This is a genomic window from Vogesella lacus, from assembly GCF_979366295.1.
The window spans coordinates 127,786-149,155 of record NZ_CEETQT010000005.1 but is presented as its reverse complement, the minus strand read 5'-3'; the positions used below and the strand labels follow the sequence as shown (position 1 = coordinate 149,155).

21 protein-coding genes are annotated in these 21,370 nt (G+C 58.9%); 12 read left to right on the top strand and 9 right to left on the bottom strand.

Annotated features, from left to right (window positions below; translation table 11 throughout):
* Nucleotides 1-116: 116 nt before the first annotated feature.
* Together ACZ9W6_RS08230 and ACZ9W6_RS08225 are read left to right on the top strand one after the other, a co-directional pair.
* Nucleotides 117-1,859 carry an ABC transporter ATP-binding protein gene (locus tag ACZ9W6_RS08230; protein WP_465190617.1) on the top strand — a complete coding sequence of 581 codons (1,743 nt, stop codon included), beginning with the start codon at nt 117-119 and terminating at the stop codon, nt 1,857-1,859.
* Complete coding sequence (locus ACZ9W6_RS08225) at nt 1,849-3,612, top strand: ABC transporter ATP-binding protein (RefSeq protein ID WP_465190616.1); 1,764 nt, start codon at nt 1,849-1,851, stop codon at nt 3,610-3,612. Before ACZ9W6_RS08230 ends, ACZ9W6_RS08225 begins: the two co-directional genes overlap by 11 nt.
* Nucleotides 3,613-3,694: 82 nt before the next feature.
* On the opposite strand, the gene fnr is transcribed toward ACZ9W6_RS08225, so the two are convergent.
* Nucleotides 3,695-4,435, bottom strand: a complete 741-nt coding sequence (gene fnr, locus ACZ9W6_RS08220; RefSeq protein ID WP_465190615.1) for a fumarate/nitrate reduction transcriptional regulator Fnr — start codon at nt 4,433-4,435, stop codon at nt 3,695-3,697.
* Nucleotides 4,436-4,549: 114 nt separating this feature from the next.
* Between fnr and hemN the strand changes: the two genes are divergently transcribed.
* The gene (gene hemN, locus ACZ9W6_RS08215) at nt 4,550-5,956 is read left to right on the top strand and encodes an oxygen-independent coproporphyrinogen III oxidase (protein WP_465190614.1); all 1,407 of its coding nucleotides are present in this window, start codon (nt 4,550-4,552) and stop codon (nt 5,954-5,956) included.
* A gap of 77 nt (nt 5,957-6,033) precedes the next feature.
* Here the strand turns inward: hemN and ACZ9W6_RS08210 are convergent, their stop codons facing one another.
* Nucleotides 6,034-7,458 (bottom strand): alanine/glycine:cation symporter family protein, encoded by a 1,425-nt coding sequence (locus tag ACZ9W6_RS08210; RefSeq protein ID WP_465190613.1) that lies wholly within the window; start codon nt 7,456-7,458, stop codon nt 6,034-6,036.
* A 310-nt stretch (nt 7,459-7,768) separates the two neighbouring features.
* On the bottom strand, nt 7,769-8,233 hold the full coding sequence (locus ACZ9W6_RS08205; protein ID WP_465190612.1) for an Rrf2 family transcriptional regulator: 465 nt from the start codon (nt 8,231-8,233) through the stop codon (nt 7,769-7,771).
* 495 nt (nt 8,234-8,728) lie between these two features.
* On the opposite strand from ACZ9W6_RS08205, the gene ACZ9W6_RS08200 reads away from it, so the two are divergent.
* From ACZ9W6_RS08200 to ACZ9W6_RS08160, 9 genes are all read left to right on the top strand, one after another.
* A complete protein-coding gene (locus tag ACZ9W6_RS08200) occupies nt 8,729-9,532 on the top strand; it encodes a flagellin N-terminal helical domain-containing protein (protein WP_465190611.1) in 804 nt (267 codons plus the stop codon).
* A gap of 199 nt (nt 9,533-9,731) precedes the next feature.
* On the top strand, nt 9,732-10,577 hold the full coding sequence (locus ACZ9W6_RS08195; protein WP_465190610.1) for a flagellin N-terminal helical domain-containing protein: 846 nt from the start codon (nt 9,732-9,734) through the stop codon (nt 10,575-10,577).
* A 74-nt stretch (nt 10,578-10,651) separates the two neighbouring features.
* Nucleotides 10,652-11,629, top strand: a complete 978-nt coding sequence (locus tag ACZ9W6_RS08190) for a hypothetical protein (protein ID WP_465190609.1) — start codon at nt 10,652-10,654, stop codon at nt 11,627-11,629.
* A gap of 444 nt (nt 11,630-12,073) precedes the next feature.
* Nucleotides 12,074-12,562 carry a hypothetical protein gene (locus tag ACZ9W6_RS08185; RefSeq protein WP_465190608.1) on the top strand — a complete coding sequence of 163 codons (489 nt, stop codon included), beginning with the start codon at nt 12,074-12,076 and terminating at the stop codon, nt 12,560-12,562.
* 82 nt (nt 12,563-12,644) lie between these two features.
* Nucleotides 12,645-12,914, top strand: a complete 270-nt coding sequence (locus ACZ9W6_RS08180; RefSeq protein WP_465190607.1) for a hypothetical protein — start codon at nt 12,645-12,647, stop codon at nt 12,912-12,914.
* A 19-nt stretch (nt 12,915-12,933) separates the two neighbouring features.
* A complete protein-coding gene (locus ACZ9W6_RS08175) occupies nt 12,934-13,446 on the top strand; it encodes a hypothetical protein (RefSeq protein ID WP_465190606.1) in 513 nt (170 codons plus the stop codon).
* A gap of 162 nt (nt 13,447-13,608) precedes the next feature.
* Complete coding sequence (locus ACZ9W6_RS08170; protein WP_465190605.1) at nt 13,609-13,953, top strand: ribonuclease E inhibitor RraB; 345 nt, start codon at nt 13,609-13,611, stop codon at nt 13,951-13,953.
* A 98-nt stretch (nt 13,954-14,051) separates the two neighbouring features.
* Nucleotides 14,052-14,720, top strand: a complete 669-nt coding sequence (locus tag ACZ9W6_RS08165; protein ID WP_465190604.1) for a DUF6928 family protein — start codon at nt 14,052-14,054, stop codon at nt 14,718-14,720.
* A gap of 555 nt (nt 14,721-15,275) precedes the next feature.
* Nucleotides 15,276-15,776 (top strand): hypothetical protein, encoded by a 501-nt coding sequence (locus ACZ9W6_RS08160; protein WP_465190603.1) that lies wholly within the window; start codon nt 15,276-15,278, stop codon nt 15,774-15,776.
* Between the two features lie 196 nt (nt 15,777-15,972).
* Here ACZ9W6_RS08160 and flhA read toward each other — a convergent pair whose 3' ends face one another.
* Genes flhA through fliN form a run of 6 tightly spaced genes read right to left on the bottom strand, consistent with a single transcriptional unit; the run spans nt 15,973 to nt 21,367 of the window.
* Complete coding sequence (flhA, locus tag ACZ9W6_RS08155) at nt 15,973-18,069, bottom strand: flagellar biosynthesis protein FlhA (protein ID WP_465190602.1); 2,097 nt, start codon at nt 18,067-18,069, stop codon at nt 15,973-15,975.
* The gene (locus ACZ9W6_RS08150; RefSeq protein WP_465190601.1) at nt 18,066-19,208 is read right to left on the bottom strand and encodes an EscU/YscU/HrcU family type III secretion system export apparatus switch protein; all 1,143 of its coding nucleotides are present in this window, start codon (nt 19,206-19,208) and stop codon (nt 18,066-18,068) included. The genes flhA and ACZ9W6_RS08150 overlap by 4 nt, the downstream gene beginning before the upstream one ends.
* Nucleotides 19,201-19,986, bottom strand: a complete 786-nt coding sequence (fliR, locus tag ACZ9W6_RS08145) for a flagellar biosynthetic protein FliR (RefSeq protein WP_465190600.1) — start codon at nt 19,984-19,986, stop codon at nt 19,201-19,203. Before fliR ends, ACZ9W6_RS08150 begins: the two co-directional genes overlap by 8 nt.
* Entirely contained in the window at nt 19,987-20,259 is a 273-nt protein-coding gene (gene fliQ / locus ACZ9W6_RS08140; RefSeq protein ID WP_465190599.1) for a flagellar biosynthesis protein FliQ, read from the bottom strand. It abuts the gene before it with no gap.
* Nucleotides 20,259-21,014, bottom strand: coding sequence for a flagellar type III secretion system pore protein FliP (gene fliP / locus ACZ9W6_RS08135; RefSeq protein WP_465190598.1), 756 nt, complete (start codon nt 21,012-21,014; stop codon nt 20,259-20,261). Before fliP ends, fliQ begins: the two co-directional genes overlap by 1 nt.
* Nucleotides 21,011-21,367: a flagellar motor switch protein FliN gene (gene fliN, locus ACZ9W6_RS08130; RefSeq protein WP_465190597.1), complete on the bottom strand. Its 357-nt coding sequence runs from the start codon at nt 21,365-21,367 to the stop codon at nt 21,011-21,013. Before fliN ends, fliP begins: the two co-directional genes overlap by 4 nt.
* Between the last annotated feature and the right edge of the window lie 3 nt (nt 21,368-21,370).

The following is a 21,370-nucleotide window of genomic DNA, read 5'->3' as shown; positions in this document are numbered from 1 at the left end:
GGTAGCCCGTTTTGCGGCAAAATTGTCATTTTGTTAATGCCGTCATGTTTATGGCGGCATTTTCATTTTGATGTTCTACTTTTGTTGCAATATTTTGGCGGAAAGTGAGTGCGGTCATGAGCCTGTCGGACTTCCTGCGGGGCTTTGTACGAAAAGAATGGCGACGCTATCTGGCGGCGGCGGCGATGCTGGCGGCGGTGGCGGTGCTGACGGTCAGCATTCCGCGCCAGATTGGCCGCACCATTGATGGTCTGGTGGCCGGCGAGCTGGCGGGCGAGGCCTTGCTGTGGAAGCTGGCCAGCCTGTTGGCGATGGGCGTGGCGATTTACTTCCTGCGCGTGGGCTGGCGCATGCAGCTGTTTGCCGCCAGTTTTCATCTTGGCGTCGATTTGCGCGTGCGTTTGTATCGCAAGCTGGCGAAACAGGGGCCGGCTTATTTTCAGCATCAGCGCACCGGCGATCTGATGGCGCGCGCGACCAATGATATCGACGCGGTTGAGATGACTTCGGGCGAGGCGATGCTGGCCGGCTTTGACGGGGCACTGACCATGGCGCTGGTGTTGGGCATGATGATTGCCGGTGTCGACTGGCGTCTGGCGCTGGTGGCTCTGCTGCCGTTTCCGTTGATGGCTTTTGGCTTCTGGCGCATTTCGCGCCATGTGCATACCGCTTCGGCCGCAGCGCTGGAGCGTTTTTCCGATCTGAACGACCACGTGCAGGAAACGCTGGCTGGGGTTCGCACCATCCGCGCGATGGGGCTGGAAGCCCGCAATCGTGCCGAGCTGGGTCGTCGTGCTGCGGCGGCGGCCGAAGCGAGTCTTGATGCCCAGCGCTGGGAGGCAGCATTCGAGCCGACCGTCGGCGCGGCACTGACCGCGGCCAGCACGCTGACACTGGCGGTGGGCGGTTATCTGATCTGGCAGCAGGATCTGACCATCGGCCAGCTGACCAGCTTTGTGATGTATCTGGGCATGATGATCTGGCCGATGTTTGCCACTGGCTGGGTGTTGTCGCTGCTGGAGCGCGGCAAGGCGGCGTGGGCGCGGCTGCAACCGATTCTGGATGCGCCGCTGAGCATTGATGACCACGGCAGCATCGCCAAGGTCAGCAATGGCGTGCTTGAGCTGCAAGCACTGCACTTCAGCTATGGCGGGCAGAGCCAGCCGGCGCTGTCTGCTATTGATGTCATGCTGCAGCCCGGCAAGGTGCTGGCACTGGTCGGCCCGACAGGCAGCGGCAAATCGACGCTGCTGAATCTGCTGCTGCGCCAGCAGCATCCGGGGGGCGGCCACATCCGCTGGGGCGGGGTGGATCTGGAGGATTACCGCCTTTCTGCCTTGCGCGAGGCGATCAGCTGGGTGCCGCAAGAGTCTTTCCTGTTTTCGGCCAGTGTGGCCGAAAACATCGCGCTGGCGCGGCCGTCCGCCAGTCGTGCCGAGGTCGAGCAGGTAGCAAGGTTGGCCGCAATTCACGACGACATCCTGCGCCTGCCGCAGGGCTACGATACCCAGGTCGGCGAGAAGGGCGTGAGCCTGTCTGGCGGCCAACGTCAGCGCGTGGCGATTGCGCGCGCCTTGCTGGCCGAAGCACCGCTATTGCTGCTGGATGATGCGCTGTCGGCGGTCGATACCCGCACCGAAACCGAGATCCTGCAGCATCTGCGCGCTGCTAGGCTTGGCCGCACGCTGGTGCTGACCAGCCATAGATTGTCGGCGGTGATGGATGCCGACGAGATTCTGGTGCTGCGTCACGGCCGCATTGCCGAGCGCGGCACGCACGATCAATTGCTGGCACTGGATGGCTGGTATGCCGACCAGTGGCGCTATCAACAACTGGAGGCCAGTCTCGATGAGTGCTGATCGCAAACAGGCGCTGGATTTGCTGCGTCACGCGGCCGCGCCGGAAAAACGCCATGTCTGGCTGGGCTTTGTCTTTCTGCTGATGGCTGCCTTGCTGGAGGCGGCCGGCCCCTTGCTGGCCAAGCATTACATCGACAACTACCTGCTGCCGCGCCACGGCGCCATTCACGAGATGGTCTGGCTGGTGGCTGGTGTGCTACTGACAGGGTTGGCCGCAACCGCGATTCGTTATCTGCAATTGCTGCGTCTTGCCGGCGTGGCGATGCGCTCGGTGCGCCGTCTGCGCGAAGAGGTCTACGGTCATGTGCTGTCGCTGCCGATGGCCTTTTTCGACAAGGCGATTACCGGCCAGCTGGTCAGCCGCGTCACCAATGACACCGAGGCGGTGAAGCAGCTGTATGTTCAGGTGCTGTTCGTGATGCTCGATAGCGTCATCGTGGTGTGCGGTGCGCTGGCGGCGATGTTCTGGCTGAACTGGCAATTGGCCTCGGTGGTGCTGTTGCTGCTGCCGGCGGTATTCGTGATTGTCTGGCTGTACCAGCGCTGGAGCGCGCCGTCGGTGGCGCGTGCACGGCAGCTGCGCAGCGACATCAATGCCCAGGTGGCCGAGTCGATTGCCGGTATGGTGGTATTGCAGGCGGCCGGGGCCGAACAACGTTTTGGCGACCGTTTTGCCGAAACCGGCAGCCAGCTCTACCACGCGCGCATGGCCGAGCTGCGTGCCAACGCCTGGTTGCTGCGCCCGGCGCTGGACTTGCTGAATGTGCTGCTGCTGGTGGCGGTGATCTACGCCTTCGGCAGCAAGGCGGTCAGCGGTATCGAGATCGGCGTGTTGTATGCCTTTGTCAGCTATATCGCCCGTGTGGTCGAGCCGCTGATCCAGATCACCATGCAGTTCTCACAGCTGCAGCAGGCGGTGGTCGCCGCCTCGCGCGTTAATGTACTGCTGCAGGAGTCGCGTGCCAGCCAGGGTGCGGGGGCGGGCGAGATCAGCCACGGCGCGGTGAGCTTCAGCGGCATCCGTTTTGGCTATGCGGCCGAACGCCCGGTATTGCACGGTATTGATCTGGCGATTCCGGCCGGCAGCTTTGTCGGCATCGTTGGCCACACCGGCAGCGGCAAATCGACGCTGATGTCGTTGTTGCTGCGCTTTTATCAGGCGCAGCACGGCGAGGTGCGCATTGATGGCCATCTCTTGGCCAGCATTGCCGATGACACCTTCCGCGCCGGTGTTGGCCTGGTGCCGCAAGATCCCTTCCTGTTGGCCGCCAGCGCGCGTGACAATATCGATATGGGCCGCGGTCTGTCGCAACAGGCTATCGAGACCGCCGCACGGGCGGCGGGTGTGCACGAGCTGATCCTGTCGCTGGAGCAGGGCTACGACACCGATATGGGCGAGGGCGGTACCCGGCTGTCGGTCGGGCAGAAGCAGCTGATCGCGATTGCGCGGGCGCTGGCCGGCCAGCCGCGCATCCTGCTGCTGGACGAGGCAACCTCGCACATCGACAGCGAGACCGAGCAGCTGGTGCAAGAGGCGCTGGATCGCTTGCACGGCAAGGTGACGATGATCGCGATTGCCCATCGCCTGTCGACGATTCGCGATGCCGACACCATCGTGGTGCTCAATCACGGCCATATTGCCGAGCAGGGCAATCACGAGGCGCTGATGGCTATCGACGGCGGCATCTACCAGCGCCTGTATCAGCTGCAGCAGATCGAAAGCCGCGTGGCGGACGAGCTGGATGTCGTCTGAGCATTTGCGGCCAACCTTGTATTGGCCGGGCAATAAAAAAACGCCACCGAGGGGTGGCGTTTTTTATGTGCTGGCGACGGGGTCAGGAAGTCGCTTGCGAGCAGCCGGCAACCAGTGCCTTGAGCTCGGCGGGCTGGATCAGCTGGATATGCTTGTGATCGACCTTGATCCAGCCTTGCTGCTGGAACTTGGACAGCGTACGGCTGACGGTTTCCAGTTTCAGGCCGAGGAAGCTGCCGATTTCCTCGCGGCTCATGCGCAGGATGAAATCGTTGGCCGCAAAGCCACGGCTTTGCAGGCGCTGCGACAGATTCAGCAGGAAGGCGGCGAGGCGCTCTTCAGCCTTCATATTGCCCAACAGCAGCATTACCGACTGGTCGCGCACGATCTCGCGGCTCATCAGGCGGAAGAAATGGTGCTGCAGGCTGGGGATCTCGCGACCGAGGGTTTCCATACGGTTGAATGGCAGCTCGCACACTTCGCTGTCTTCCAGCGCAATCGCGTCACAGCCGTGGGTATTGGCCGAAATGCCGTCCAGGCCCATCAGTTCGCCCGACATATGGAAGCCGGTTACCTGTTCGCGGCCATCCTGGCTGGATACCGCGGTCTTGAAATAGCCGGTACGCACGGCATACAGCGAGCGGAAGCCCTCGCCGCTGCGGAACAGATATTCGCCACGCTTGATACGACGGCTCTGGCGGATAACGGCATCCAGCTGCGCCAGTTCGTCACGGTTGAGGCCAACAGGCAGGCACAGTTCGCGCAAGCTGCAGTTGGAGCAGGAGACCTTCAGGGTATGCAAGGGCGAGTTTTGATCAGTCATACGACAGTCTTTTTCCACAGGCAGGTGAGCTTGCTTGACACGCATCAAGGCGCAACAAGCGTGAATTGCGCAAATTTACCAGTCCCCCACCAGATTTCCAAACAAAAAATGATGATGACACCGCAATTGGCATTTGTGCCGACACAATGTGATTTCGACCGGGCGTTGATCGAGTCGCTGGCCGGCTCGGGGCCGCGCTATACCTCGTATCCGACAGCCGACCGTTTTCATGGCGGGTTTGGTGTCCAGGATTATGAACACTGGCTGGCACAGCGCGCTATCGGGGCAAACCATAGGGAGCTGTCGCTGTATGTGCACGTGCCGTTCTGTAACACCATTTGTTATTACTGCGGCTGTAACAAGATCATCACCAAGGACAAGCAGCGCGCCGACCAGTATCTGGACTATCTGGAAAAGGAAATCGCGCTGACCGCGCAAAAACTGGGGGGGCGCGAGAAAGTCATCCAGCTGCACTTTGGTGGTGGTACCCCGACTTTCCTGTCGGACGAGCAGCTCGAGCGCGTGATGGGCATCATCCGCCAGCATTTCGATTTGCTGCCCGAGGGCGAGTTCTCGATCGAGATCGACCCGCGCAAGGTTGGCCGCGATACGGTGCTGCATCTGGGGCAGCTGGGTTTCAACCGCATGAGCGTCGGCATCCAGGATTTCGACCCGGCGGTGCAAGAGGCGGTGAACCGCATCCAGAGCGAGGAAGAAACACGCGTGGTGATTGATGCTGCGCGTGAGGCCGGTTTCAAATCGGTAAGTGTGGACCTGATTTACGGCCTGCCGCGCCAGAGTGCGCATTCGCTGGAAAACACCATCAATCGGGTGATCAGCATGTCACCGGATCGCATCGCACTGTACAACTATGCGCATCTGCCGACCGTGTTCATGCCGCAGCGTCGTATCAATGAAGACGAACTGCCTAGCCCGGCGACCAAGCTCGATATCCTGCAAAACTCGGTACAGCAGCTGACCGATGCCGGCTATGTCTTTATCGGCATGGATCACTTTGCCAAGCCCGATGACGAGCTGACCCGCGCCTTGCAGCAGGGCCGTTTGCAGCGCAATTTCCAGGGTTATTCCACCCATGCCGATTGCGATATGATCGGCCTTGGTGTGTCGTCGATTGGCAAGGTCGGCCCTTGCTACAGCCAGAACGAGAAAGAACTCGATGCTTATTATGCCGCGTTGGATGCCGGTCGTTTGCCGGTGATGCGTGGCATGACGCTGAGTCAGGACGATATCCTGCGCCGCAGCGTGATCCAGGGCCTGATGTGCCGCTTCTCGCTGTCGGTTGAGGCGATCGAGCAAACCTTCGCCATCAACTTTGCCGATTACTTTGCTGACGAGTTACCGAAGATTCGCGAGTTCCAGAAGATGGGGCTGCTGACTTTTGATGGTGACTTCCTGATGGTGGCACCGAAAGGGCGCTTCCTGATCCGCAATATCGCCATGGTGTTTGACCGACATCTGCGCGAACGCGAGACCAAGGCGCGTTATTCGCAAACCATCTGATTGCCTGACATCAAATAAAAAACCCGCCGTGAGGCGGGTTTTTTATTTGGCAGCAAGGTTGGCCGCAGGGGCGGGAATTACTTCCACACGTCCTGATGCACCTTGCTTTGCAGTTCCGGATATTGCTTGATGTCGAATACCGGTTCGCTAATGCCCTGATTGCGCTGTTGCTGGTAATCCTTCAGCAGCACAAATACGTAGCGCGACAGCAGGACGATGGCAATCAGGTTGATGACGGCCATGATGCCCATCGACAGGTCGGCCATGTCCCATACCAGCGGCAGGCTGCCGATGGCGCCAAACATCACCATGGCCAGTACCAGCAGACGGAACACGAACATCACGCTCTTGTTGTTTTTGATGAACTCGACGTTACCTTCGGCGTAGGCATAGTTACCGATGATGGAGCTGAAGCAGAACAGGAACAGCGCGATCGCCAGGAAGTGGCCACCCCAGTCGCCCAGTGTCATGCTCAGCGCTTTCTGGGTCAGCTGCACGCCTTGCAGTTCGCCGCCCGGAACCCAGGCACCCGACAGCAGGATGATGAAGGCGGTGCAGGAGCACACCACGATGGTGTCGATGAATACGCCCAGCATCTGGATCAGGCCTTGCGACGCCGGGTGACGGGTAGTCGCGGCAGCGGCAGCATTCGGTGCCGAGCCCATACCGGCCTCGTTGGAGAACAGGCCGCGCTTGATGCCCATCATCATCGCCTGGCTGATGGCATAGCCGGCAAAGCCACCGACGGCCTGTTCCAGACCGAAGGCGCTGCGCACGATCAGCAGCAGCACATCAGGCAGCTGGCCAATATGCGTGACGATTACATAGATGGTCATCGCCAGATAAATGAAGGCCATGACCGGCACCATCCATTCGGCAACGCGTGCCACCTGACGAATACCGCCGAAAATGATCGGTGCAGTCAGCAGTACCAGGCCGATACCGACATAGTACTTGTTCCAGCCCCAGGCGCCTTCAGTCGCAGCCACGATGGAGTTGGCTTGTACCGCATTGAACACCAGGCCAAAAGCCAGGATCAGCGACAGGGCAAAGGCGATACCGAAGCCGCGCGAACCCAGACCCTTCTGGATGTAGTAGGCCGGACCGCCACGGAAGGTATTGTCGTGGTGGTTGACCTTGAACAGCTGTGCGAGGGTAGATTCGGCAAAGGCACTGGCCATGCCTAAGAGGGCGGTCATCCACATCCAGAACACTGCACCCGGGCCACCCAGTGCAATCGCGGTGGCGACGCCGGCAACGTTACCGGTACCGACGCGGCTGGCCAGACCCGTGGCAAAAGCCTGGAAGGCCGAGATGTCGCTGCTGCCATTCACATGGCTGCGACCACCCAGCATTTCGCGCCAGGCTGCAGGCAGCAAACGTAGTTGCACGAGGCCGCTGCGCAAGGTGAAAAACACCCCGACGGCGAGTAGCAGATAAATCAGGATGTTGTTCCAGATCAGGCCGTTGCCGACATTGATCCAGTCGTGAAGAAGGTTCATTCAGGAGCTCCATTCGATTGAGTGGTCAAGCCACCCAGGTGTTGCTGTGACTATTGCGCCGTTTTCGGTCTGCTTATGACGGGCACCCCTGGCCCGTGGGGCGCGATCATATCGCAAAACTTGCTATGCAATGTTCTTAAGTGAAATTATTTTTTCCAAAACTAAAATTTGATGGCGCATTTCTATCAATAAATTTTCATTATCGAAAAATTTCTATTTGATAGCAGTGCTTTTGAGTAGCTGAATGGGCTTAAAAATGCAAATTGGGTGTGCGGTAGGCGTGGCTAGCCCATACCGTCAGGAGGCGGGCTTAGCTGAAGATGCTGGCGATAGTGCGCGGAGTGTGCTGCAGATGCAGTTTGACAATAGCCTGCCGGGTTTGGGGGGGCAGGATGTCAGCGAGTGTGTGGCGGTTCAGTTCTTCAAGAAAACGGGACAGGGCGTTGTCCAGCACATGCTTGAGCTGGCAGTCAAACTGCAAGACACAAGCCGGATGCTCGCAATCCATGACTTCCTGCAAGCCTTCTAGACGCTGGATGGTGTCGCCCAGACGGTAGTGGGCCACCGGGTAGGCAAGCGCAAGACCGCCGCCTTTGCCACGAGTGGTTTTCAGCCAGCCTTGCTGGCTCATGAAATGTACGACCTTGACGAGGTGATTGCGCGAGACATCAAAACGCTCGGCAATTTCACTGATGGTGACGGATTGTTCGCGATCCTGATGCGAAAGATACATCAACACTCTCAGACCAAGATCGGTGAAGTGCGTCAGTTGCATGACGTTGATTCTGATTGAATGATTAAAGCAGCTTACACCGCAAATTTCAGGCGTTCAATCCATTACCGGATACATTTTTAATGACAATCAAGTTTGTTTCTATAAAAATCATCAAGGGTAAGCATGATGAGTAAGGTCAAGCAGGGATAACCATTAGCTGCAATACACATGGCCAAGAGCCGGCAATCCTCATTGTTGGATAGTCTGACAATATCTGTTTGTATTTTGAAGGTAATTGGTACGGTTCTGGTATTGATGCCCCGGCTGGGGCTATGACAAGTTTGTTGCGGCCAACCTTAAGGCCGGGCATGCCGGACGGGCAGGGTGGAGATGCATTCTGTCTTGTTTATGCGAACGGTGTTCGTTGCATGGTGGTGGTTGAGTGTGATTATTCACATTTTGCCGGATTTAAGCTTTGCGGCAGTCGGGCCGTCTTGTAGGGGTAGTGGCGCTAAACCGCGCTGTCATTCGTACCCATTTCTGGAGTGAGCCATCATGCTGAGCCTGCATACCAATGCCGCCGCCCTGTTTACCAAAAGCAATCTGAGTTCTAGCCAGAGCGCCCTGACGACGGCGATGACCCGTCTGGGCACCGGTTATCGCATCAACTCCGCCCAGGATGATGCGGCCGGCCTGCAAATCGCTACCCGTCTGGATGCGCAAAGCCGTGGCATGACCGTGGCCATGAAAAATGCCCAGAACGGCATCAGCATGCTGCAGACCGCTGACGGCGCGCTGGGTGAAGTCTCCAACATCATGCTGCGCATGAAGGATCTGGCGACCGAATCCGCGACTGCGACTGCTTCTGCCGATGACAAGGTGGCAATGAAGGCCGAGTTTGATGCGCTGGGGGCCGAAATCACCAACATCATGAGCAATACCAAGTTTGGTGGTGAAGCCCTGTTGACCGGTGGCAAGCTGGCTGGAGCGATGGATTTCCAGATTGGTGCTTCGGCTGCCGAAGTGATGAACCTGGATGTTTCCGGCAAGCTGACTGCTGTGGTGGTGCCAACCGCTATCGGTGCGGCAGCCGATATCGACACCATCAGTGGCCAGATCAGCAAGGTTAGCGAACTGCGCTCCGCGATCGGTGCCGGTGCCAACCGCCTGAACTACATCAGCAATAACCTGGCCAACGTCAACAACAATACCCAGATCGCCAAGTCGCGCATCATGGATACCGACTACGCCAACGAAACCGCCACCATGACCTCGCGTCAGATGCTGATGCAGGCTGGCAGCTCAATGCTGAAGCAGTCCGGCTCTATCGGCCAGCTGGCCATGTCGCTGATGCAGTAAGCGATCATTGCCGTCTGACAGACAGCCGCCCTCGGGCGGCTGTTTGCGTTTCATTGCCGCCAGCAGCTCGTGATGCGGCTGGTTAAAGTGTGATTTTTCACACTATTCCGAATTTAAGTCCCGGGCGTGCACTGTCGTCTTGAAAGAGGAATGGCGCAGCAAGCGTCGTTTTGACTCACTAAAGAATCGGAGCTTCATCATGTTGAGCCTGCATACCAATGCCGCCGCCCTGTTTACCAAAAGCAATCTGAGCAGCAGCCAGAGTGCCTTGACCACGGCCATGACCCGTCTGGGCACCGGCTACCGCATCAACTCGGCACAAGATGACGCTGCCGGCCTGCAGATTGCTACCCGTCTGGAAGCCCAGAGCCGTGGCATGAGCGTGGCGATGAAAAATGCGCAGAACGGCATCAGCATGCTGCAGACCGCCGACGGCGCGCTGGGTGAAATCTCCAACATCATGCTGCGCATGAAAGATCTGGCTACCGAGTCCGCCACTGCGACGGCTTCTGATGATGACCGCACAGCCATGAAAGCCGAGTTCGATGCACTGGGCAGCGAGCTGACCAACATCATCGACAACACCAGCTTTGGCGGTGAGTCACTGATGAAGGCTGCAGGTGGCAAGCTGACCGCCAGCACCACGCTGACCTTCCAGACCGGTGCCAGCGGTGCAGAAAAAATGGAACTGGATCTGAAAACCTCGCTGGATGCACTGCAAGGTACGGTTACTGCTTTGAAAGCTGGTGACATCTCCACGCTGGCTGGTGGTAACGGTGCGATTACCCTGGCTGATGATGCCCTGAAGAATCTGGGCACTGCCCGTTCCGCCATCGGTGCCGGTGCCAATCGCCTGAACTACATTAGCAACAACCTGGCCAACGTCAACAACAATACCCAGATCGCCAAGTCGCGCATCATGGATACCGACTACGCCAACGAAACCGCCACCATGACCTCGCGTCAGATGCTGATGCAGGCTGGCAGCTCGATGCTGAAGCAGTCCGGCTCTATCGGCCAGCTGGCCATGTCGCTGATGCAGTAATCAGCTCTGCTGCACGCTACACTGACAGCCGCCCTCGGGCGGCTGTTTTGTTATGAATCACGCAAGGACAGGTCATGAGTGAATTGCCACGCAGCATCGCCGGCGTCGGCGGCGCATCAGCCACGGCCCATGCCCAGCTTGGTAGTGTTGCCACGCCTGCGCCGGCGCGTGACTGGCCTGTCGGCAGCGAATTGCAGTTGCAGGTCGCCGCCATCGAGCCCGACGGCAGCATCCGCCTTGATGGCGACGGCGTGCGCCTGCTGCTGCGCCACTGGCCAGCTGCGCTGCCACTACCCGCCTATGGCAGCAGCTGGCCATTTCGCCTCTTGCTGCTGGACGGCAAGCCGCGCTGGCAGCTGCAAATGCCGATGCCGATAGCCGACGCAGCGCCAGCGCTCGCCGAGCCGCTGGTGCCGGTGCCGGTGCCGGTGCCGCAGTTTCAGGCCCGTGCGCCCACGAAAGAAAGCCTCGCCGCCAGCTATCGCGAGGCCGTGCTGGGCAGGTTGGCCGCAGCCGCCACACAATTCCATCACGAAGCCGGGCAGCAACTGTCCGGCAGCCTGCTTGCGCTGGCCGGCGAGCAGACCATGGCCGCGCTGCGCCAGCCGCCGTCCGCCATCACGCCGTTTCCGCTAAGCCTGCCCCTGTGGCTGTGGGGCGGACCGCTGCTGCAGCTGTCGGTCGAAGACCCGCCAGACGCAGCCGAAGACGACGTCCCGCCGCTGGATCTGCTGTGGCAATTGCCGCTGGCCGACGGCACGCTGCTGCACGGCCGCCTGCGCTGGCTGCCGGGCGTAATCTGGCTGGATGTCTGGGGAGAGGAGTCTGCGCGGCGGCAGTTCGCCGCCTGCTGGCCAGGGTTGGCCGCAGACTATCGCGCCGCCGGCATCGGCATAGACCTGCATCTGGGCATCATCCCGCGCATGCACGGCCTGATGCTGGGCATGCACGGCATCAGCCTGTTCGAACCCACGCGCCTGCTGGCCGAGCTGTTTCAGGCCGTTGCGATCCTGTTTGCCGCGCTGCGCCCGCTGCCGCGGATGGCTGACTAGCAGGTCATTGTGCAGGAGTGAAAAACGCCCGATGTCAGCATCGGGCGTTTTGTTTGCGGCCAAGCTTGGCAGTCGATGCGCGGTACGCGCCTGGCTTCGCAAGCGCGTCGCCAGTCTGCAGGTCAGGCACAAAAGTCTGCGCAGTTCCGTTCTGATGTGTGTTTACCGGCACGACATTGCCACAAGCCCTGACAAACAAGGTGATAAACCAAAGTCATCAGCAGATATACACAGCAAGCGCCGAAACAGACCGCCACCAGAATGATCGAGCCTGAAGTACATGGGAAAACAGTCCCGTACGCATGTGTACTTGCCAGCAGGCACGGGCATCATCGCCTTGCCTGTTCGATAGATATCGCAATATCATGCCGAGATATACACATCAACCAAAAGAAATAGACACCTAATATAGGTGTCTATTACACGTTAGGCGGCACATGGCCTATGCAAGCCACCAAGATCCTAGATCAGTCACAGTTGCCTCTCATACTTGAGGCGCTGTTCGCGTCTGGCCAACCCGTAGTCTTTGAGGCTTACTCCGCCTACGACAGCCATCTCAAGTCCTTTGCAGCCGTCACCGATCTACGTGCATACCTTGAATCTGAGCTGACGCGGCGAAGTGGCATGGCTCTCTTGGTCGTTCACTACCCCGAGGCGCTTGGCCAGGTGCAAACGACTACCATCAAGCTCCGTCCCGAAAAGTGCGATGGAGCCACATGGCGAGAAACCATCGAGGGCTGGGGGTTGATTCAAGTCCAACTCAAGGCCAACGGCAATGGCACAACCGAGTGCCGCATTGCAGTGAACTCCCAAGCGAGGGCAAACGCATGGTCGCAAACACTTCCACAGCCTGGCGACCCGTCCCTCTGGGATTGGAAGGCGGTTGAAAAGCATGCACGCCGGCTCATTCGCGTGCTCCGATCAGCCGCCTAACCCCTCCGTCAAGGGGACCGCTTGCGCTTACGCGCAATCGGCCCCTTACGCCCAACGTTAGGCTTCTTAAAGGATTTTCTCTTTGAAAGTGTTTCTAGCAGACTCGTTCGCGGATGAAGAAGGACCCCTCGCAGAAGAGGGAAAGACTGTTTATGTTCAAGGTCCCAAGGAAAAAATACTTGAGCTCTGCAAATTCTTTGAGAGCGTAGCGGTGCATTTGAAAGACAATGAATATTGTCATATGCACTTCATGGATTCGTCTCCGTCTTGGAGCAAAGAGGGCTACATAGATATTGCGGTCGATGTAGAGCCTAACGAATCATCCAAGCGGACGCCTTCCGGCGCCGCTTAACTCCAACGTTAGGCTGTCAATGAAGATTTTCCGCGTACCGGATACGGTAACCCAGGCCTCGTTGCAACGTCAGTTTCCGGAGTTGCAGGCAGTGCTCGAACGCGAATCCCATTCGATGGGACGTTTTGCTATCTCAGTGTTCGATCACTGGCTTCGCGATGAGTCGGAGTGGCATTTGATGGATTGCTTTTATGGGCCAGAACGGGTCGCACGTGACAAGAAGCTTCTCGCGCACTGGGAAGCCCTGTTTGACGCAACGGAAATTTATACGATTAGGTATCGTGGGCGCTGGCCACATAAGTCGAAACTGGTGATTAAGAAGTACCTCGATAGAAATGGATTTCTTGAGCACTGTCGCTTCGATCCGCATAAGGCTCCAACTCAATTCATATTACTACCAGAGTATGATTGTATTTTCGCGGCTTCCTGGGACGATACGAACGTTGCCTTCTTTAACGCCAGGGAACGCGCCGAACCACTCATCTCTTTGGCCAAAAGCTGCGGGCTGCATTGTCTTGAGTTCGATGCTTAAGCCTAACCTATTAATCAACCGAACAACTTACGCGCTGCGCGCTCCAGCCGCCGGTTATCGCACACGTTAGCCATCATGAATATGCGCCGGAACTTTCTTCTCTCCCTGCTCGCGCTGGCTGCGTCGAGCGCAATTGCCCAATCACCGAAGAGAAATAGCCGAATGATTACGCTCCAAGCGCTTGAGGAAATGTTCGGAAACATGCGCGCAAACACAAAATGGAACATTGATGGTGAGCTTCTTTGGGGATATTTCTTTTTTGATCGGAGCCAAGAGAAACTGCGCCTCCTAGGCCAAGAGCTTCAAAGGGCTGGGTATCGGCTTGTCAATCTTTACCCGTCAGATGACAGCTCCACTTACGTCCTGCATGTCGAAAAAATAGAGCATCACACGCCTCAAACGCTCCACGCCCGGAATCAAGAGTTCTATCGCCTCGCCGAACAAAATCGCATTGACTCATACGATGGTATGGATGTGGGGCCTGTTCTACGGCCTGCAAAACAATAATGGCTAACATCACAATCCACCGGACCTCCGGCAAGCTGCGCTTGCCTGCGTCTGGTGATTTTCAACGTTAGACATCGCTACGCCTCTTAAGGACCGTCATGGGAGCAAAAACTTGGATGGCAGTTTATTCAGCTGGAGATGCAAAGAAGATACTTGCATCCAAGCCCGAGCTGGATAGAGATGCGTCGCTTGCATTCGCCGAAAAGCTATTTCCGAATGAATCTTTGCAGCCGCTTGATGACGGCGATCTTTCTTTCACCAATCCACCGGACGATGAGATATTGGTCGGTTGCTTTCCTGGAGTGGCAGTTGTCGCCGCCAAAGAGTATGCAATCGACCACCCATCAAAAATCCCAACCTCGCTAATTGATGTATCCATCGGCAACACCATTCACCTCCACGCAATGCATAGCGTTGTTGATTGGTTTGCTTACGCGATATGGAAGAACGGTGAGCTAGTTAGGTCCCTTAGCCTTTCTCCAGACAGTGGTGTCATGGAGGATTTGGGCACAAAACAGCTTTTCGAAAATCCTTACTGGGAAGGAAAGCATCCCGCAGTTGATCCAGAAGAAGAGCCCGAAGGATACCCACTTCCATTTCACCCTCTTGAGCTTGGTGAAGCCGCTCTCCTAGAGTTTTTCGGCTACCAACTCGAAGGTATGTTTGATCCAGAAAATCTTGAGGCCGAAGAGATTCCGCTAATGAGGTTTAAGCGCGGTCGCGCTCAGATCGCACCGCAGCCCAAACCTTGGTGGAAGCTATGGTAGATGCGATGTCTAACCCTGCAGTCGAGCGGGACAGCACGGTAGGTTGGGCTGAATGAAATGAAGCCCAACGCTTACTGCGTAAATACAAAGCTTGGCCGCATGCCGTGATGGTTTGCGGCCAACTTCGTTTCGGGTTTGGTATTCGCTGACGCGGAGGGTGATTTTGTATGGCAGCTGCCGCTGGTAACTGTGCGAGGCAAGTGCGGCGTCGGGAGTATTAGGGGATAGGTGCTGGGCTGCTGCCTTCGGCCAATCATGTTCGCTCGGTTTGTCCTGACAGACTTGTCGCGTCGCATTGGTCGTTTTATTTGCGGCCAGCCTGCAGTAGCCCAAGATATCGAGGTGGGGCTGTACGATTACGCTACGCTAATCGTACCTACGGGTTAAGGTAAGGAGGTGTGATGCCCAACATTTACGGCAAAGATAAAGCCACGTAGAGTGGCGTCGCCAGCGGTGATACCTCAGCAGCATCAAGAGGGCATGGCTTTGCGGCCTCGCTGCCTTGCTGCTGCAACCTTATCCTGGCCACACACCAACACAAGCAGGAGTTCATCCATGTTTCTTCCTCCAGAGTCCGGCAGCCCGAGTGACTTCGACTTTTTCATTGGCGAATGGGATATCAGTCATCAGCGCCTCAAGAGCCGGCTGACCGGTTGTACCGAGTGGGAGCATTTTGCCGGGCAAAGCGCCTGCAGGAAGATCCTCGGCGGGTTTGGCAATATTGATGACAACCTTTTGTACCTGCCAAGTGGCCCTTACCGCGCGGCGACGATTCGGGCGTTTGATCCACAGCAGGGCACCTGGTCGATCTGGTGGCTGGATTCTCGTAACCCCGGCTCGATTGATGTGCCTGTTGTTGGCCGCTTTGAGGGGGGTGTTGGTACCTTTCTGGCAAATGAGGTGATTGACTCAAAGCCTGTCGTGGTGCGCTTTGTCTGGACCAAGTCCGAGCTTGACCAGCCGCGCTGGGAGCAGGCGTTTTCGCCGGATGGCGGTGAAACGTGGGAAACCAACTGGATCATGGATTTCACGCGCCGCCCGTCTGCCGAAGCCTGATTCTTCGCATGACCGGGCTATTGCCTGCAGGCCGGGTGAAGTTTGGCAAGACATGCCCATGCGGCTAGCTTTGCATGCTGTCTTCAGCCTCAATACTTCCAAAACAGTCAGCCATCTCCACCAAACAAAACGCCCGGTACCGATGCCGGGCGTTTTGCTTGCGGCCAAGGTTGGCCGCAGCGTTTTCGGGCAACCCTCAGCCCAGCGTACCTACCAGACTCACCTCGCGGTTTTCCGGGACTTCGTTGTACGACAGCACGTGCAGGCCTGGGGCGAACAGGCGGCCGTAGCGGGCGAGTAGCGGGCGCAGCTGCGGCATCACCAGCAGCAGCGGTGCGGTGGCCATCTGTTTCATCTGGTCGCGGATCACCGGCATGTTTTGCTGCAGCTGTTGCAGCACGTTCGGGTCGATGGCGAAGCTGTCTAGCTGCACCTTGCCGCTGTGCTGCGCCTGGCTCAGGGCACCCAGCAGCAGGTTTTCCAGATCGCCGCCGAGGTTGAAGGCCTTCATCTCGCCGCGCGGGCCGAGTATGCCTTGCACGATCTGGCGCTTGAGCGCGGCGCGCACTTCGGCGGCCAGCATGATCGGGTCCTTGCTGTTTTCGGCGGCCTCGACCAGCGTCGTGGCGATGATTTCGACCGGTTTCAGCGATACCTGGTCGGTCAGCAGCAGGCGGTAGACGCGCAGAAGCTGGTTGGCGCTCAGCGCCTGGCCCAGGGCTGCGGCCAACTTGGGCGCTTGTGCCGACAGCCTCTCGTTCAGCGCACTGACATCATCGTGGCGGAACAGCTCGGCCAGATGATCGCGCACCAGCTTGTTGACGTGGGTGGCAATCACGCTGGCGCAGTCCACCACCTGATAACCCAGCCCCAGCGCGCGCGCCTTGTCTTGCGGCTCGATCCAGATCACCGGCATGGCAAAGGCCGGGTCGATGCCGGGGATGCCGTCGATCTGGCCGTAGAGGTTAGGCGAGGGGATGGCCATCAGATGGTCGGCATACACCTCGGCCTCGGCCAGCGTGCTGCCTTGCAATTGCAGCGCATACTGCGTCGGCTTGAGCTTGAGGTCATCGCGCACCGCAATCGGCGGCAACAGCATGCCCATGCCTTCGCTGAGCGTCTGGCGCACGCCCTTGAGTCGTTTGGACAGCGGTGCGCCCTGGCTCTTGTCGATCAGTTTCACCAGCTTGTAGCCCAGTGTCAGCGTCAGATTGTCGCTGTAAGGCAGGCTCTGCCAGTCCGGCTCGTCTTGTGCATCGGCCGCCAGCGCCTGTTGCAGCTGGCTGTTGTCCAGCGGCTTGCTGCTGGCTGGTGCGCTTTCGCGCTGCTGCAAACGCCAGCCGACAAAGACCAGCACCGCGGCAAAACCGGCAAAGACGATGAATGGCATGCCGGGGATGACAGCCAGCACAAACATCATGCCGGCGGCGGAATACAGCACCACCGGCGAGGCCAGCAGCTGGCTGCCCAGCTGCTCTTGCATATCGCCCGAGTCGCTGACGCGGGTGACGATGATGGCGGCGGCCGAGGACAGCAGCAGCGCCGGAATCTGTGCGACCAGACCGTCACCGATGGTCATCAGCGCGTACTGGCGGAAGGCATCCCCCAGCGGCATATCGTGCATCAGCGAGCCGATGGCCACGCCGCCGATCAGGTTGATCAGCAGAATCAAAATACCGGCAATCGCATCGCCACGCACAAACTTGGACGCACCATCCATCGCGCCGTAAAAGTCGGCCTCGTTGCCGACATCGCGGCGGCGCTGTTGTGCGGCCTCTTGCGTGATTACGCCGGCGTTGAGGTCGGCATCAATCGCCATCTGTTTGCCGGGCAGGGCGTCCAGGGTGAAACGCGCCGACACTTCGGAGATGCGTTCTGCGCCCTTGGTCACCACCATGAAGTTGATGATCATCAGGATGATGAATACCACCATGCCGACCACAAAATTGCCGCCTATCACCACATGGCCGAAGGATTCGATCACCTTGCCGGCAGCGTCGGTGCCTTCGTGGCCGTTCAGCAGCACCACCCGCGTCGAGGCGACGTTCAGCGTCAGCCGCAGCAGCGTCGCGCCGAGGATCACCGTCGGGAACACCGAGAAATCCAGCGGCCGCTTGGCTGACACGCTGACCAGGATGATGATGATGGCCAGCACGATATTGAAGGTGAACAGCAAATCCAGCACCAGCGGCGGCAGGGGCAGGATCACCATCGCCAGAATCGCCAGCAGGTAGAGCGGGATGGCGATCTTGTGGCGGGCCAGCAAGGCAGAAAGTTGGCTCAGCGGGTTCATGACACGTTTTCCGGATTGGCTAGGTGATCGGGTACAGGCAAGGCTTCGGGCAAGGTTGGTCGCATGCGGCGCTGGCCATTATTGAAAGCCTTCAACTGCAAGACATAGGTCAGCACCTGCGCCACCGCGCGATACAGCGGCGCGGGAATCTGCTGGTTGACCTGGGTGGTGTGGTAGACGGCGCGCGCCAGCGGCGGCAGCGTCAGCACCGGAATCTGGTGTTCTTGCGCCAGCGTGCGCATGAACTGCGCCATCTCGTCCACGCCCTTGGCGATGATGAATGGAGCTTCGGCGCGGCTTTCGTCGTATTTCAGCGCCACGGCATAGTGGGTCGGGTTGACGATGATGACGTCGGCGCCGGGCAGGGTCTTGCGCATGCCGCGCTGCGCCATCTGCTGCTGGATCTGGCGGATGCGCTGCTTGATCTGCGGGTTGCCCTCGGTCTTCTTGTGTTCGTCTTTCTGATCCTGTTTGCTCATGCGCTGCTCGCGCATGAACAGCAGCCACTGCAAGGGCAAGTCGATCACGGCAAAGATCACGAATACCGAGGCCAGCGCAAACAGCGCATGCAGCAGCAGCTTGCCGGCGGCCAGCAGCGCGGCATCCAGCGGCAGGTCTTTCAGCGCGAAAAAGTCCTGCAGCGCGCCCAGGCTCACCGAGTACATCACCGCGCCCAGCACCAGGGCCTTGAGGATGGACTTGCCGGTTTCGCCGGCATGCTTGATCGACACCACGCGCTCGAAGTGCTTGAGCGGGTTGAGGCGTTCGAGCTTGGGAAAGAAATGCTTGCTGACAAAAATCCAGCCGCCCGGAAACAGCGAGAAGGCGATGATCAGCAGCGGGATGATCAGCAGCGGCAGGATCATCTTCAGCAGCAGCCACAGGCTGCCGTAAAACAGTTTCGACCAGGTATTCTCCAGCGTGCCGCTGCCCGTCAGCGGCGCAAACGCGAGTGCAAACAACTGGCGGAAGTCTTCCAGCCAGTAAGGCATCTGCCAGAAACTCAGCCACACCGCGATTACCAGGCCGACGGCCGAGGCCACGTCTTTCGAGCGCGGTACCTGGCCTTCGCGCCGGGCATCGCGCAGCTTTTGCGGCGTGGCCTTTTCGGTTTTTTCGCCAGTACGCGACTCAGCCACGGCCGGCTCCCATCATGGCCTGCACCAGCAGCAGCATCTGGTTGCTGAGTTTCAGATATTGCTCGGGCAAGAACTGCATCTGCAGCAACAGGGCCAGCAGGCCGAACAGCGTCACCAGCGGAAAGCCCAGCGAAAACAGATTGAGCGCCGGCGCGACGCGGTTGATCAGGCCAAAGCCCAGCTGCACCACAAAAGTCGAGAAAATCGCCGGCAGCGCCAGCAGGATGGCGGCCGAAAACACCCAGGCAAAGCTGGCGGCCAACATCATTAGCGAATCGGGAATCAGGCGGCTGCCGACCGGCCACACCTTGAAGCTGCTGAAGGCGATCTGCGTCAGCAACAGGTGGCCGTCCATCGCGAAAAACAGCAGGGCGGCAAACAGGTAGAACAGATTGGAAATCACATCGGACGAGTTGCCATTGCCGGGGTCGTTCATCACCGCCATCGACAGGCCGATCTGCGACGACACCAGAAAGCCCAGCAGCGACAGCACCACCATCACCAGCTGGAAGGCAAGGCCGAACAGCAGGCCGATGATGGCCTGTTCCAGCGTGACGACGACCGCCAGCAGCGAGAAGGGGTCGATCACCGGGGTGTCGTGCATGGCCGGCAGGCTGGCCACTGCCAGCACCAGCGCCAGGCCCAGCCGCACGCGGATCGGCACCAGGCTCTCGCCCATGAACGGTGCCATGCTCAGCGCGGCCATATAGCGGCAAAACGGCCACCACAGCGCCGGCAATAGCGTCACCAGCTCGGCTATCAGTCCGTTAACGGCCATTTAGCCCACCAGCGTGGCGGCTTGCTGGAAGATGCGCACGCAAAAATCCATCAAGAGGCCGCTGATCCAGTGGCCGGCCAGCGCAATGGTGGCCAGCGTCACCAGCAGGCGCGGCAGGAAGGACAGCGTCTGTTCGTTGATCTGGGTGGCGGCCTGGATCAGGCTGATGATCACACCGACGATCAGGCTGGGCACGATCAGCACCGTCACCAGCAGGATCACGATATGCAGGCTGTCATTCACCACATCAACGGCAATATCGGGAGTCAGCATCAGTAAGCCTGTATCGAAGTCACCAGCGTGTTGACGGTCAGCGACCAGCCATCCACCAGCACAAACAGCAAGAGCTTCAAGGGCAGCGAGATCACCAGCGGCGACAGCATCATCATGCCCATTGCCATCAGCACGCTGGCTACCACCAGATCAATCACCAGAAAGGGGATAAACAGCATGCAGCCGATCTGGAAAGCGGTTTTCAGCTCGGACAACACAAATGCGGCCAACTTGACGGTAAACGCATGCTCGGCCGCATTCTTGATATGCGCCTCGCCGGACAGCTTGGCCACCTGTGCCAGCGCGGTCTTGTTGGTCTGCGCCAGCATGAAGCGCGACAGCGGCACTTCGGCGCGCGCCAGCGCCTCGACCATGCCGATCTCGTCGCGGTCGTAAGGCTGCATGGCGTTCTGCCAGACATCCAGCCCGACCGGCCGCATCACCAGCAAGGTCAGGATCAGCGCCACGCCGGTAATCACGCGGTTGGGCAGGCCCTGTTGCAGGCCCAGCGCCTGACGCAGCAAGGACAGGATGATGATGAAGCGGGTGAAGCAGGTCATCATCATCACCAGTACCGGCAGCAGACCCAGCAGGGTCATCAGCACCAGAATCTGGGTCTTGACGGTGAAATCGGTATTGCCGCCGACACCGCTGGCCGACAGCAGTTTTACCGTGTCGTCGGCCCAGGCAGGCAGGGCGGCCAGCAGCAGGGCAGGGGCAAGAGCCGCCAGCAGGCGGCCACGACGCGACATCATGGCGCGAGGCTGCCCAGATCGAGGCTGTCGAGCGAGATCACGCGCAGGCCGTAGTTTTCACCGGCCACCACCACTTCGGCCTTGCCGATCACTGTGCCGTTGATCTTGATATCCAGCGGCGCGCCGGCCAGCTTGTCCAGCTCGATGACCGAGCCATTCTGGATATGGGTCAGCTCGGCCAGCGAGATTTCGGCGCTGCCGACTTCCAGCGTCAGCGACACCGGAATCTTGCGCAAAAAGGCACTCATATCGCGCGCCGGGGCAGCCGGTGTGGCGGGGGCGGCTGCGGCCGGGGCGGCTTCGGGGTTCAGGCCGGCCAGCATATCGTCCAGATCAAAATTCTCGTCTTGCATCGC